Genomic DNA, 14,019 nt, shown 5'->3' with positions numbered 1-14,019 from the left:
AAAGAGATAGAAGAAATTTGAAAAAATGGATTTTAGGTGTCTAACTACTAACGTTTTTGGTTGAAGCATCCCGCTCAATCGCCGCGGGGGCATTTAGAAGCAGTATACTGCATACAATTATAGTTGTTAGAAGATTACAGTTTACTATGTGCTAATACCACATATTGTGGGGTTGTTGAGTAATTGAAGTATTTCAATCGGTCAAGTTTATAGAAGCCGGCGGCGAAGGCTTTGGGTTGGGGCTAATTATCCGAGAAGCCGCGACGCTGCCAATAAGTGTTTGCGTAACTTCTGACAACCTTGTCGGGGTCGTTTTTCAGCTCTATTAAAATTTCTTTTGTAACATTAGGGTTGGTGGTAAGCTGCGTCCGGACCAGAGAATCTTTGTCCCGGGCCAATTGTTCGAGAACATCCGCGGGCGTATTTGGGTTTGCCGCAATAAAGAGCCTTTCACCTGCTCTTTTTTCACTGAGAGATTTTAATATGTCGGAGGGGGTCTTTTTGTTCCTGGCCAATTCTGCAAAGACGGGACTGTAATTCGAGCCGGGATACTTGAATGTGGAGGCCGGGATAGAAGAGTAAATTTGCCTGAGAAGGTCCTGCGATGTACTCGGGTTTTTCGCAAGTTTTGCCAGGAGGTCGATATCCTTACTCGACACCGCTTTGTCATAGAGCGCATCCAATTCAGATTCGGATGCAGAGACGTATGCCTTCTTGAGCAAAAGTTTTCGAGCGGAAAAGTTGAATGCCAAAAGGCCGAATAAAACCAAGACAGCCATCGCAATATAAACAGGCCATTTCCTTAGTGAGGTTTGGCGTGTTTTGTGCGATATGACATAGAAGGCCCGAATAATTGTGGCAATCGACCAGCCAATCAAATACGCCGCCGAACATAACAGAAATATATAGTACGGCAGAAAGAGATATCCTATCGCGGCAGTAGAAGAGCATGATGTCCTGATAGCGTAAAAAGCCCAAAGCGTGAAAGCTATGCCAACTATCGCGGAGGTTACTATGCCGGTTTTTATCGCTATGGCGTTTCTGGAGCCGAAACGAACCCACCAAAACACAGCGAGAAATATTCCAATAATTATCGCAACAGGCGCGAAAACAAAGACCACAAAGGGGTTCATTAATAAAAATTGGATATTTACATAAAGCAACATTTCAAATGTCCCAGCGCAGTTCTGTTATAGGGGCACAAAAATCCGCTCATACGCTTGGTCAAAGACAACAAGGAAATAGCTTACTTTAGCGAATTCTTCAAGTCAAATAAAACGCCCGGCAAAGAAACCCTATGCTAAACAGCCTCTAAATTCAGCATCTTTTTTTTCAGATAGACGCCGCCGTGGGCGGAGAATCCGCCGAGGCAGCCGTCAGCACGGATTACGCGATGGCAGGGAATTATCAACGGCAGGGGGTTTATGGCCATTACTCCGCCGACAGCTCTGGCGGTGCCGGGTTTGCCGGCCATTTCGGCCAATCGGCCATAGGTAACTATCTGACCAAATCTTATACCCCTGCAAGCTTTCAAAACCTGCTTTGCGAATAAGCCCAATCCGGACAACTCAACAGGGACGTTTCTGAAGTCTACGCGAACACCATTGAAATAAGCGATTATCTGCTGCTGGGTCTTTTTAAAAAGGCTGTTATCATATCTGGAATTTGGGAAATTCCGTAATAGCTGTGATTTGACACTTTCGCGCTTGGCTAATGGCAGATAACTTCGCAAAAGCCCATTATCAGTAGCGGCAAGGCCGAAATAACCCCACTTAGTCTTTAAAATTGTATACTTTATCACTTTGGTATTTTTAACCGCGGATTCCACAGACTGCACGGATTTTTTGATTTTATTCAACGCCTTCAAGCCAGTGATTGGCAAAGGCAGCAAAATCTATCATATTAACCATGCCGTCATAATTGGTGTCGACTGCCAAGTATTTTCTCAAAAGCGGATAGATCTGGTCCTCCTCGATATTCCAAACCGCTACCATATCCCAGCCGGCATCTAAAAATGTGCTCGCTGTTCTCATTTCTGCTGTTGTTTTGCCTGTTCCGCCGGCGCTTGTTAACTTGCCGCTTGTTTCGATATCCCAGAAGCTGTTCGTAACAGTGCCGACATTGTATCCCACCAGCCCTTTGGCATTGCTGCTTCCGCTGACGGCTCCGGTCGAATAGGAATTGCTGATTTCACTGTCGCCTATATTATTAGACCCGACCAGTCCGCCGACGCTAACGATACCGCTGGCATTGCCCGTTGCATAGCAGTCGCTGACAAGATATCCCATATTGCCTCCGATCAGTCCGCCGACACTCTGTTTGCCGTAGACATCTCCGGTTGAATAACATTTGCTGATAATATTATCGCTGAAATTTCTTCCTATCAGTCCGCCAATATCACTTCCGCCGAGGGTAGTTGCCGTTGTGTTGACAGTCACCGCCGCATGACAGCCGATTACCGCGGCGTTACCAACGTTGTATCCAATCAGCCCTCCGACCAGCCAAATAGGCCTTTCGCTGGTTATGCTTCCACTGGCACAGCAATTGATGACCGTCCCGTTATTTGCCCCTGCCAGACAGCCAATATCGCCGACAGCATCCCCATCAGTGATATTACAGTTTTCTATATAGAGATTTTTAATCTCTGCTTCATTATCGATATAACCGAACAAACCGAGATAATAATTTCCCGCACCCACATTGATTTGAAGATTGGATATCATATGACGGTTGCCATCGAAATATCCTGAAAACGGCATACCCTGAAAATCTGAATCAGGCGAAGTATCGGCTGAAATAACAGCGGTTGTGTATGTTGTGCCTGAAAGATTAATATCTGTTTCGAGACGAGTATATAAGCCGGCGCCCCAGTATAAATCATTGGAACTGAATTCATTAAAATCGGCCAGTGATTCTATAACAAACGGGTCTGCCTCGCTGCCGCTGCCGTTTAAAATCCCCTGCCAGTATCGCGGGTAATTGTTATTTTCGTCTATTGTCCATATATTATCTGTGCCGTTGTCAGTTTCACCAATAAAATCCCAGCCGGTATCGGTAAACGTGCTTTTAGTCTGCATCTCGGCGGTGGTTTTGCCTGTTCCAATACCATTGTCAGGCCCGCCTATATCGGTGTCCCAGAAACAGGCTGTGACAGTATCGCTGCTGCTTGTACCCATCAGCCCGCCAACGTCGAGGTCGCCGCTGACAGCTCCCGTTGCATAACAATAGCTGACAGTGCTGCTAAAACAGGTTCCTATCAGCCCGGCAACAACATCATCGCCCGTTACACTTACCATTGCATAACAATTACTGACAACTCCGCCGCTGTTATATCCTGCCAGCCCGCCGATACGGTCGCCTGCAACAAGAGTTCCTGTGGTGTAACATTCTTTGATAGTCCCGTAGTTAAATCCCACCAGTGTTCCGGCTCTCTCAGAACCGGTTCCGCCGATTATGTTGCAATCTTCGATTCCAAGATTTTTAATTTCAGCCGTGCTGCCTGTCTGACCGAACAAACCGAGATAGTCATTGCCGGTTATTGCATCAATAGTAAGATTGAGTATCATATGCCCATTGCCGTCGAAAGCTCCCGTAAAGGCTGTGCCCTGAAAAGTCGAGGAATTTATAGTGTCCGGCGAGATGGGTGCGGTGCTGTAAGTTATCCCTGTCAAATTAATGTCAGCATCAAGGCGCGTGTAATCATCCCAGTAATTCGCATCAGCGACAAAATCCTCGAAATCTGCCAGCGACTTGATAAGCCACGGGTCGCTTTCTGTACCGTTGCCGGAAAGGGCATAGACATTTGCAGAAAAAGCAGTCAAGACCAGCAGTGCAAAAATTAAGCTTGTAGAGTTGTTAATCTTACCCATTTTACCATCCTCCTTATAAAAACCTGTGTGTTTCTCTTTAGCTGAACTCCAATCAGAAGATACACCCTGACAATAGGCTAAACAGGCCGGAAAGTCAAGCAGAAAGCTGTTTTTCAAGCCCCCCAAGGCCGAAATAGCCTCGTTTTGTCTTGAAAATCGTATATTTTATCGTTTTTTGCATTTTTTTAGCTTTTAACGCTCAATTCATATCTAAATATGCCAAATTCATTGACGCAAGAGCAAAATTTTGTTAAAAGTAGTAGTTTTAGGAAAAACGGCTGAGTTACCGGAGATTCGCTTGTAATTTTATCCTTCATTTCGGCGTCGGCTTATGTCTCTTGAAGAACTGAGAAATCAAATTAACAAACTTGACCTCCAGCTCGTAGAGCTGCTTAATGAGCGTGCGCGCATTGTCGTGGAGATAGGCAAGTTGAAGAACAAGACCGGCAAACCCGTTTACTCGCCGGACAGGGAAAAAGAGGTTCTTGATATGGTTGCCAAGGCAAACAAAGGCCCGCTGCCGGACAAGTGCCTGACGGCTATTTGGCGCGAACTGATGAGCGGCTCTTTCGCCTTGGAAAGGCCTTTGCGTATCGGTTACCTCGGCCCCGGCGGCAGCTTCAGCCACAGCGCGGCGATGCTTAAGTTCGGCCAGAGCGTCGAATACGAATCGCTGGCGGATATTACAAGCATCTTCGGAGAAGTCAGCAAGGGTCATTGCGATTTGGGCCTTGCACCGATAGAAAATACCACCGGCGGCGGCGTGATAGAAACGCTCGACGCCCTGATAGAGTCCGACGTGAAAATCTGCGCCGAGGTTTTGATGGCGATTCACCACAGTCTATTGGCTAATTGTCCGCTGAACCAGGTAGAGAAGATTTATTCTAAGCCGGAAGTTTTTACCCAGTGCCGGAACTGGCTGAGCGCGACTTTTAAAGAGGCCCAGACTGTAGCCGTTGCCTCCAGCGCCAAGGCCGCACAAATGGCGGCGGAAGAGCCGAAAGCCGCAGCTATTGGCTCCGCCATCGCGGCAGAGCTTTACGGGCTGAAGGTTGTTTGTGAAAATATCGAGGACAACGCCAACAATATAACGCGGTTCCTGGTAATCTGTAAAGAAGATGCGAAACCAACCGGCGAGGACAAAACCGCTATCCTGTTCAGCACCTCCCACAAGGCCGGCGCTCTGGCGGATGTGCTTGATGTCTTCAAGAAATACGGTATCAACCTGACGAACATAGAATCCAGGCCGAGCAAAAAAAGACAGTGGGAATACTACTTCTTTATGGATTTCCTCGGCCACAGAACGGATGAGCACGTTAAAAAAGGATTGGCCGAGGCCGGCAAGCATTGCCTGCAGCTTTCTGTGTTGGGCAGCTTTCCGAAGGCAACAGAATTATTGTAATTGAATTTGGCAGGCAGTTAGTTAGGAGAAAGTCACTTGAGTTTTATGAGAAAGCCATTCATAGCAGGCAACTGGAAGATGAATACGAACAGCAGCAGCAGCGTGGAGTTGGCCGAGGCGATTGTCTCAGGGACATCAGCGGCGGCAAAAAAAGGCGTCCACGTGGCGGTTTGTCCGCCTTTTGTTTATCTGCCGAGCGTAATCGGCGTCCTTCGTCAGTCAGGCGTTGCCGTCGGTGCTCAGGACGTTTACTATGAGAAAGACGGGGCATTTACCGGCGAGATAAGCACGGCCATGCTGAAAGACATCGGCTGCACTTATGTTTTGTGCGGTCATTCGGAACGCAGGCACGTGATTGGCGAAACAGACGAGCTGATAAATAAGAAAGTCACCGCTGCTATACTTGGCGGGCTTTTGCCGATATTCTGTGTAGGCGAGTTGCTTGAAGAGCGCAAAGCATCGAAGACAGAAGAAGTAGTAACCCGGCAGATAAAGAAGGGGCTGGCCGGCTTGAGCGCAGAGAAGGTTTCCGCGATAACCGTAGCTTATGAGCCAGTCTGGGCGATTGGAACAGGTTTAACAGCAACGCCGCAGCAGGCACAAGAGGTGCATTCCTTAATAAGGAAGCTGCTTGAGCAAATATATGATGCCAAAGTAGCTGCTGAAACCCGTATTCTCTACGGCGGGTCGGTAAAACCAGGCAACGCGGCAGAGTTGATGCACCAGGATGATATAGACGGCCTGCTCGTAGGCGGAGCAAGTCTGAAAGCAGATGATTTCGTCGCGATAATTCAGACGGCAGTGTAATTAGCGTAAATGATTAATTTTCCCTGTTCGATATTTGTAAAGGAAATAAATATGATGGCTTTTCCGATGTTGGCGGCAAGTTTTTTTATGAATTTAGTTGCTATTGCCTTTATTATTTGCGCGGTGATACTGATTTTAATCATTCTGGTTCAGAAAGGCAAAGGCGGTGGCCTGGGAGCTGCTTTCGGCGGCGGCCTGGCAAGCGGACTTTTAGGTTCCAAAACCGGCGATTTCCTGACCTGGGTTACAATAGTGGCGGCGGGTGTGTTTTTGGCGCTCGCTGTGGCAATGGCCAAATACTACAAACCGGGTATCGGCGGCTTCGGCGCGGGCCAGCCTCAACAGACTCAACAAATGCCGGCCCAGCAGCAGCCGGCTCAACAACCGCCGGTTCAACAGCAGCCGCAAGGTTCAGAGCCGCCGTTGGCTCCTGTCCAGACAGGCGGCGAAAGCGCCGATGCAAATTCGCTCGGCAGATAATACAGCCGTGCCTTATGCGCCGTGCTGAAAGAAATACGCAATACAAATTGAAAGTGCAGTGCCATGATAAATAGTATGACCGGATTTGGTGAAGCACAGGGCGAAATTAACAGCGTAACCTACATCGTGGAAATCAGGACGGTCAATAATCGTTATTTAAAGAACAGTTTAAGACTGCCTGAGACGGCGGCGTTTCTCGAAGAAGATATTGACAAGCTTCTGCGAAAAAACCTCTCACGCGGGATGGTAAGCTGCGTGCTGCGCCTGAAAAATGCGCCGGCAAATGTACTCTTTGATATCGACGGGACGGCCCTGCGGGCATATATGGAGAAGCTGAGCCGGATTGCCTCTTCGGTTGATACTAAAAGCTCAATCGATATAGGCGGGCTGCTGACTCTGCCTGGGATTGTTCGGCCGGCGATGCCGGATGAAGAAAAGGCCAAGCAAATAAAAAAAGAAGTTTTAAATATTGCGCAAAAGGCGATAGACCAGCTCAAGCAAATGCGTGCTGCAGAGGGTACTGCCCTTGCGGCCGAGTTGGGTAGTCACTGCAAAGCTATAAAACAGAACCTCGAACAGATACGTGCTAACAGCGGGACTCTTTTGCAGGAATATCAGAAGAAACTGAGAAAGAGGGTCGATGAGCTTCTTGCGGACGCAAAACTTAAATTGGACAAAGAAACCCTTGCCAGGGAAGTGGCGATTTTTGCCGACAGGTCGGATATATCCGAGGAGATTGCCCGGCTGGATTCGCATCTGCAGCAGTTCGCTGAGAGCTGCGAGTCGGATGCCCAGGCGGGGCGCAGGCTGGACTTTATCAGTCAGGAGATGCTCAGGGAGGCCAACACCATCGCCAGCAAGGCCTATGACACTGAGGTTGTTCGCTGCGTGGTTGATATAAAGTGCTGGATAGACCGGATTAAAGAGCAGGTTCAGAATATAGAATAAGGGAAACCCGTAAAATAGAAACCTTGACCCTAATGATAACTCAAAACTCAAAACTCAAAACTAAAGACGGCATCGGCAAACTGGTAATAGTGAGCGGCCCCTCCGGCGTGGGCAAAAGCACGATTTGCAAAGAGGTAATTAAACAGTTAAAAAACGCTCATCTTAGCATCTCCGTTACCACCAGGCCTAAAAGCGAGAATGAAGTGGACGGCAGGGACTACTGGTTTATATCGAAGGAGCAGTTCCAGCAACGTGTAAATGAGGGTTTATTGTTGGAGCACGCAGAGGTCTTCGGTAATTTTTATGGAACACCGAAGGACAAGGTGGCGGATGCGCTGCGGGCCGGTGAAACCATTATTTTGGAAATCGACGTTCAGGGCGCCAAACAGATAAAAGCAAAATACCCGGCTGCCGTGATGATTTTTGTTCTGCCGCCGACACCGAAGAAATTGGCCGAACGAATGAACAATCGCGGCAGAGAAGATGTTCAAACGGCTGAAAAAAGATTGAACGGAGCAGGCATTGAAATCGCCGCTGCGTGGCAATACTATGAACATATGGTTATAAATGACGATTTGGAACAGGCGGTAAAAGAAATAGTGCAAATTATTAAGCAGAGCATTGGAGAAAAAGAATGATAGAGGATCTGAAAAGCACTGACATAGTCAACAAAGTCGGCGGCAGATACAGACTAACGGCGCTGATTCAAAAACGGCTGGATGAGCTGATGGAAGGGGCTCGGCCGCTGATTGAGGATGCCAAAGGCAAAACACAACTGGAAATCGTTGTTCAGGAAATCCTGCAGGATAAGATTGCCATCGACTACGAGTCCGGCAGTATTAACAAACCGGGAGAGTAATTGAGGCGACGATGCCCGAAAAAAAATCAAATCGTGGTCATCTGAAAGGCTCCCGTTTTGCGGCGTGGAGTAAAATGGCGCCCAATATATTACTGGGTGTCAGCGGCGGGGTTGCTGCATATAAGGCGGTCGATTTGGCCAGCAAGCTGACCGCAGCCGGCGCTGTGGTGAAAACGATAATGACGGAAAACGCCTGTCAGCTCATCTGCCCGAAAAGCTTCGAGGCGGTAACGGGGCAACCGGTTTATACGAATATGTGGCAGGCCGATGAACAGTTCCAGATAGGTCATGTCAGCATGGCTGACTGGGCGGACATCGTTGTCGTTGCGCCGGCAACGGCGAATATTATAGGCAAAATTGCAAACGGCATATGTGATGACTTGCTTAGCACGACCATTTGCGTCTGCTGGCCGCTGATTAAATCAGGGGCGACTCTTTTAGCTCCGGCAATGAACAATAATATGTGGGATAGCCCCGCCGTGCAGCGCAATATCGTAATGGCGATGGAGATGGGTTTTCAGTTGATAGGCCCTGAAGAGGGCCGGCTTGCCTGCGGCACAGAAGGCATCGGGAGAATGTCGGAGCCACAGGATATTCTGGAGGCAATCGAAAAAATCGCCTCGAAAATTAAACACAGAAAAAGATAAACCATTCGGCAAAATGCACTTTCTAATAACAGCAGGCGGAACTCGCGAATATATCGACCCCGTTCGTTTCATTTCCAATGCAAGCAGCGGCAAAATGGGTTATGCCCTTGCGCTGGCGGCAGCTAAAGCGGGTCATAACGTTACGCTTGTCAGCGCTTCGGATTTGCAGCCGCCAGTGGGAGTAGATTTTGTCGGCGTTGACAGCGCCGCCGAGATGTTTGCAGCCGTGAGAAAGTCCTTCGCGAAATGCGATTGTCTGATTATGGCTGCTGCGGTTGCAGACTACACGCCGATTAAGAAATCAAAAACAAAAATTAAGAAATCAGGCAAAAAGCTGATAATAAAATTAAAACCGACAATCGATATCCTAAAGTGGGCTGGAAAGCACAAAAGAAAAGGCCAAATCGTTGCCGGCTTTGCTCTGGAGGACAAAGCTGCCCGAACCGGCGCCGAGAAGAAGTTGAAAGAAAAGAATCTTGATATGATAATCGCCAACAGCCTATCTGCTATCGGCGCTGATGGAACTGATGTTGACATAAAAGTTCTGAATGGAAGTTGGCTGAAAATAAAGAGACAATCCAAGCTGGCAGTTGCAGAGCGAGTAATCCGTATAATCGAAAATATCCACAAGCCGACAGCTACCGGCTAACAGGATATGCCGCGTCCTTCAGTCTTATAAACAAAAGAGCGGCTATAGAACCGATAAAATTCGAAACCAGATCCAAAGACGTGTTCATATATCCCCCGACTTTCGTTTCCCGAACACAAAGGGTTATGAGAAACTCTACAGTCTCGTTAAAAGCGCCGGCGCCAAGGCCGGCTAAAATTAAAATTATCGATAATGACCACCAGCCGTTTATATCAGGCCTCAACAGCGGCCTTAAGAGATAATACATCGCAACCGTTGCTGTGCCAAAACCTATAATATGAACGAGCTGGTCGTAACAAAATATCGGAATAGTCTTCGAAAGAGGCACCAGCATAAGCTTATATAAAAGTGTCCCGTTTATATGAACTGAGCCGCCGGCCATATGCATCAGTGCCCAAAGAGTCAGCAACCACAACACATAATTTGGAAAATAAACTTTATCGTTGATAAGTACAAAAATTACGAGAAAGATCGCTATCACCCCGACATAAATGACAAATTCATAGTTGAAATTCCTGATAAAATATATGCCAAAAGATAAAATAGCACAAAGATTAACAATTAGTATCGGCAGCTGGCCTCTTCTGATTTTCATATTTTGCTGCGGTAAAACTCAATCTTTTATTCCGAGGTCGGTTTTGGTGAGGATGCTTTCGAATTTATAACCTGCGTTTGTTATGTTTTCGCCCGCTCCCTGTTTGCGGTCTATACAAGCGACGATTTTTTTGACCGCTGCGCCTGCTTCGGTGATGACTTTGGCTGCTTCAAGGACCTGCCCGCCGGTGGTGGCGATGTCCTCAACGAGCAGAACTACATCGCCTTTTTTCAAAACGCCTTCAATCAATTTTCCTGTGCCGTAGCCCTTTTTGCTGTTGCGGACTATTATCCAGTTTTTGTTTGTTTGCATCGCTGTTGCCGCCGCCAAAGCCACGCCGCCTAATTCAGCGCCGGCTATCAAGGTAACATCGCTGGTTACATATTTTGCGAATTCTTCACTGAGGGCTTTTAGAATATCAGGGCAGGTCTCGAAAAGGTATTTATCGAGATAGTATTTGCTTTTCTTTCCGCTGCGAAGGGTGAAGTCGCCTTCCAGATACGCCGCTTCCTTAATACGCTTGATTAACTCTTCTCTGGTCACGATGAAAAATCCTTTATACTTTCAATGCAACTTTTCTGCCAAGAGCACTGCGGTATTTTCTTCTTATCGGCGCCGCGACAACTCTTATGAATTCATCGACCTGCTGCGGCGTCCTGCCGATGTAATCCTTCGGATTCAAGACCTTTTTGAAATCCACTTTCGCAAAAGCGGAATCACTTTTAAGCCGCTCTATTAAATCGTTCGGCTTGCCGAGCTTTTTGACCTGCTCGGCGGCGGCCTGAGAATGAACTCTGATTCTTTCGTGAAGCTTCTGTCTGTTGCCGCCTGCTTTTACTGCGGCCATCAGGATATTTTCGGTAGCCATAAAGGGCAGTTCCGCCTCGACATGTGCCGCTATCACCTTCGGATAAACGACGAGTCCATCGAGAACATTAATAAGGATTTCCAGAATACCATCGACGGCCAAAAACGCCTCTGGAACAACAACTCTTCTGTTAGCCGAGTCATCGAGCGTTCGCTCAAGCCACTGCTCAGAGGCAGTCATGTGTGGACTGGAGGCCAGGCTCAACACCAGTCTGCTAAGAGCCGTTACCCTCTCGCACCGCATCGGGTTTCTCTTATACGCCATCGCGCTTGAGCCGACCTGTGATTTTTCGAACGGCTCTTCGACCTCTTTTAAGTTCGCGAGCAGCCGAAGGTCGTTGCATAGTTTGTGGGCCGACTGCGCTATCGACGCAAGGGTATTTACGACGAGCGTATCAAATTTTCGCTGGTATGTCTGGCCTGTTACGGCGCAGATGTTTTTGAACCCAAAGGTGGCGGCGACCATTTTGTCCAACCGCTCGACTTTTTTATGGCTGCCGTCAAATAAAGCGAGGAATGACGCCTGTGTCCCCGTAGTGCCTTTGATGCCTCTAAACGGCAGCGTATCGAGTCGGCGCTCGACTTCATTGAGGTCGAGTGCGAATTCATAGCTCCATAATGTTGCTCTTTTGCCGACGGTAGTCAACTGTGCCGGCTGATAGTGCGTAAAGCCCAGTGTCGGCAGCGAGCGGTGTTTTTTTGCAAAGAGCGCAAGTAAATTTATAACGGCCGCGAGTTTGCCTGCTGTGATTTGCAGGGCGTCGCGGATGATAATCAAGTCAGTGTTGTCGGTGATGTCACAGCTTGTTGCGCCGAGGTGAATTATCGGCGCCGCCTTCGGCGCAGCATCGGCAAAGGTGTGGATGTGCGCCATCACGTCGTGCCGGAATTTCTTTTCGTAAGCGGCGGCCTTGTTAAAATTAACATCATCAAGATGTCTGGCCATCTCGCTTATTTGCGCCTGGCTGATTTTCAGGCCGAGTTTCCTTTGTGCCTTTGCGAGGGCCAGCCAGACTCGGCGCCACGTGCTGAACTTTTTTTGCGCACCAAAAAGCTCGGCCATTTCCTTCGAAGCGTTTCTTTCGACAAGCGGACTTGCATATATAGTTTTATCGTTTGCCATTTATTTTTTCCTGTCGTTCTTTTAACAGTTGTTCAATTTGTTCTATATCTTCCGCGGCCAGCTTCCAGTCGGCAGCAGGGGCGGTTTCCTTGATTTGTGAAGGCCTTCGTGCGCCGACGATGGCAGCAGTAATTTCGTTTCGGCGAAGGACCCAGCTGATTGCCAGTTGAGCCAGCGTCCTGCCGTTTCGATTTGCGATTGGCCGAAGCTGGTCGACAAGCTGCAGAGTTGCGGAAAACCGCGGCTCCTGGAAATCAGGCATTCTTCTTCGATGGTCATCCAAAGGCAAACACGAAAGATGCTCCTTGCTGAATTTGCCAGTGAGCAGCCCTCTTTGCATCGGACTGTATGCGACAACACCGATATTGTTCGCTGCGCAAAACTCGAGCAGCTCATCTTCGGCTTCACGATGGAGCATGCTGTATGGCGGCTGAAGCGAGGCAACGGGGGCAATTTTCTGGACACGTTTGATTTGCCCGACGTTAAAATTCGATACGCCTATGTATCGCACCTTTCCCTCTTTGACCAATCGGGCCATTTCTTCCCACGCCCGCTCGACGTCTTCATCCGGGTCGGGCCAGTGCATCTGGTACAAGTCAATCACATCGATACCGAGGCGTTTCAGGCTGTCCTCGCATTCCCGGCGAATACTTTTTGCTTTCAGACAGCCGACTTTTTCTCTTTTTTCGTTCCAGAGCAGGCCGCACTTTGTTGCGACCAGAGGTTTAGTTTTAATTTGCTTGAGGGCTTTTCCGACAAGCTCCTCGGAATGGCCGCAGCCGTAGGCAGGTGCGGTATCTATCCAGTTAATTCCCTTCTCCATAGCAGCCAGGATTGCGGCAATTGCTTCGCCGTCGTCCTGCGGTCCCCATCCGAACTGCCATGGGCCGCCCATCGCCCAGGTGCCTAACCCGACGGTCGTCAGTTTCAAATCGGTATATCCCAATTGCCGTTTTTGCATAACCAGACTTACGAAAAGCTCCCACTTTTATCAAAATAGCATATTGCGGTTTCGAGCTTTTATCAACACTTTTATGTTTTCCGCCGGCGATTTAAAAGATTGCACGCACCAGCCTAATGATACCATGCTCCTGGATAGAGTATATTTAGAGCCAGTGTATGTATCGGGACAAAGACAGAGCCAAAAACCTGCCAGGCAATGATCAGCCCAATCACTCCGTACGTCGGATGATGCAGAAGGCTTTCATAGCGTTCCGCGGCCTCGTTGCTTAGAAAAAACAAAAGCACATTACTTCCGTCAAGGGGCGGTAATGGAATCAGGTTGAAAACCAGCAAAATCAGGTTTAGCGAAAAGAGAATGCTTACTACTATCGCCGCGGAGTTTGCCCACCCTGCGGTCTCCGCTTCGGTAACATGCGTGAAAGTAATTGATTCGGGGGCGTGAAAAAAGCCAAGATAGATACCGCCGTGGATTATCGCTGCCGCCATAAAAACAAGAATCAAATTCGCGGCCGGACCGGCCAGGGACATCAGGGCCGCCTTCCGCCTGTTGTTCCGCACCCAGTATGGGTCGACCGGCGTGCTGGCCCAGCCTATCATCCAGCCGGAAAGCAAAAATGAGAGTATCGGAACGATTATCATGCCGAAAGGGCTTCTTTTAATATGCGGTACAGGGTCTGTGGTGACCAAACCGTGATGATAAGCTGTGGGGTCGCCCAGCTTTATGGCGGCAAACCCGTGACACGCCTCGTGAAAAGTCACGGAAATTATGAAAACTACATACCAAATCATTCCCAGAGCAATATAATCCAT

At 48.4% G+C, this 14,019-nt stretch carries 16 protein-coding genes; 8 read left to right on the top strand and 8 right to left on the bottom strand.

Annotated features, from left to right (window positions below):
- Positions 1-242: 242 nt before the first annotated feature.
- From PHG53_02515 to PHG53_02505, 3 genes are all read right to left on the bottom strand, one after another.
- The gene (locus tag PHG53_02515; GenBank protein MDD5380499.1) at positions 243-1,166 is read right to left on the bottom strand and encodes a hypothetical protein; all 924 of its coding nucleotides are present in this window, start codon (positions 1,164-1,166) and stop codon (positions 243-245) included.
- 134 nt (positions 1,167-1,300) lie between these two features.
- On the bottom strand, positions 1,301-1,801 hold the full coding sequence (locus tag PHG53_02510) for a methylated-DNA--[protein]-cysteine S-methyltransferase (GenBank protein MDD5380498.1): 501 nt from the start codon (positions 1,799-1,801) through the stop codon (positions 1,301-1,303).
- 49 nt (positions 1,802-1,850) lie between these two features.
- On the bottom strand, positions 1,851-3,869 hold the full coding sequence (locus PHG53_02505; GenBank protein MDD5380497.1) for a GLUG motif-containing protein: 2,019 nt from the start codon (positions 3,867-3,869) through the stop codon (positions 1,851-1,853).
- Between the two features lie 331 nt (positions 3,870-4,200).
- On the opposite strand from PHG53_02505, the gene pheA reads away from it, so the two are divergent.
- From pheA to PHG53_02465, 8 genes are all read left to right on the top strand, one after another.
- Entirely contained in the window at positions 4,201-5,271 is a 1,071-nt protein-coding gene (gene pheA / locus PHG53_02500; protein ID MDD5380496.1) for a prephenate dehydratase, read from the top strand.
- A gap of 45 nt (positions 5,272-5,316) precedes the next feature.
- A complete protein-coding gene (gene tpiA, locus PHG53_02495; protein MDD5380495.1) occupies positions 5,317-6,078 on the top strand; it encodes a triose-phosphate isomerase in 762 nt (253 codons plus the stop codon).
- 51 nt (positions 6,079-6,129) lie between these two features.
- Positions 6,130-6,558, top strand: a complete 429-nt coding sequence (gene secG, locus PHG53_02490) for a preprotein translocase subunit SecG (GenBank protein ID MDD5380494.1) — start codon at positions 6,130-6,132, stop codon at positions 6,556-6,558.
- A gap of 63 nt (positions 6,559-6,621) precedes the next feature.
- On the top strand, positions 6,622-7,506 hold the full coding sequence (locus PHG53_02485) for a YicC family protein (GenBank protein MDD5380493.1): 885 nt from the start codon (positions 6,622-6,624) through the stop codon (positions 7,504-7,506).
- Positions 7,507-7,538: 32 nt separating this feature from the next.
- On the top strand, positions 7,539-8,144 hold the full coding sequence (gmk, locus tag PHG53_02480) for a guanylate kinase (GenBank protein MDD5380492.1): 606 nt from the start codon (positions 7,539-7,541) through the stop codon (positions 8,142-8,144).
- Positions 8,141-8,365 carry a DNA-directed RNA polymerase subunit omega gene (locus tag PHG53_02475; GenBank protein MDD5380491.1) on the top strand — a complete coding sequence of 75 codons (225 nt, stop codon included), beginning with the start codon at positions 8,141-8,143 and terminating at the stop codon, positions 8,363-8,365. The genes gmk and PHG53_02475 overlap by 4 nt, the downstream gene beginning before the upstream one ends.
- 74 nt (positions 8,366-8,439) lie before the next feature.
- A complete protein-coding gene (locus PHG53_02470; protein MDD5380490.1) occupies positions 8,440-9,012 on the top strand; it encodes a flavoprotein in 573 nt (190 codons plus the stop codon).
- A 13-nt stretch (positions 9,013-9,025) separates the two neighbouring features.
- Entirely contained in the window at positions 9,026-9,661 is a 636-nt protein-coding gene (locus PHG53_02465) for a phosphopantothenoylcysteine decarboxylase (protein ID MDD5380489.1), read from the top strand.
- Here the strand turns inward: PHG53_02465 and PHG53_02460 are convergent.
- From PHG53_02460 to PHG53_02440, 5 genes are all read right to left on the bottom strand, one after another.
- The gene (locus tag PHG53_02460; GenBank protein ID MDD5380488.1) at positions 9,651-10,256 is read right to left on the bottom strand and encodes a DUF2238 domain-containing protein; all 606 of its coding nucleotides are present in this window, start codon (positions 10,254-10,256) and stop codon (positions 9,651-9,653) included. The two genes, PHG53_02465 and PHG53_02460, sit on opposite strands and share 11 nt — an antisense overlap.
- An 18-nt stretch (positions 10,257-10,274) precedes the next feature.
- Entirely contained in the window at positions 10,275-10,799 is a 525-nt protein-coding gene (pyrE, locus tag PHG53_02455; protein ID MDD5380487.1) for an orotate phosphoribosyltransferase, read from the bottom strand.
- Positions 10,800-10,812: 13 nt separating this feature from the next.
- The gene (gene purB / locus PHG53_02450; GenBank protein ID MDD5380486.1) at positions 10,813-12,246 is read right to left on the bottom strand and encodes an adenylosuccinate lyase; all 1,434 of its coding nucleotides are present in this window, start codon (positions 12,244-12,246) and stop codon (positions 10,813-10,815) included.
- Positions 12,233-13,207, bottom strand: a complete 975-nt coding sequence (locus PHG53_02445) for an aldo/keto reductase (GenBank protein MDD5380485.1) — start codon at positions 13,205-13,207, stop codon at positions 12,233-12,235. Before PHG53_02445 ends, purB begins: the two co-directional genes overlap by 14 nt.
- A gap of 113 nt (positions 13,208-13,320) precedes the next feature.
- Positions 13,321-14,019 carry a site-2 protease family protein gene (locus PHG53_02440; protein ID MDD5380484.1) on the bottom strand — a complete coding sequence of 233 codons (699 nt, stop codon included), beginning with the start codon at positions 14,017-14,019 and terminating at the stop codon, positions 13,321-13,323.

This window comes from Phycisphaerae bacterium, assembly GCA_028714855.1.
Taxonomy (GTDB): domain Bacteria; phylum Planctomycetota; class Phycisphaerae; order Sedimentisphaerales; family Anaerobacaceae; genus CAIYOL01.
Note: the sequence above shows the minus strand (reverse complement) of the source record. Positions and strands in the feature narration are given on the sequence as shown.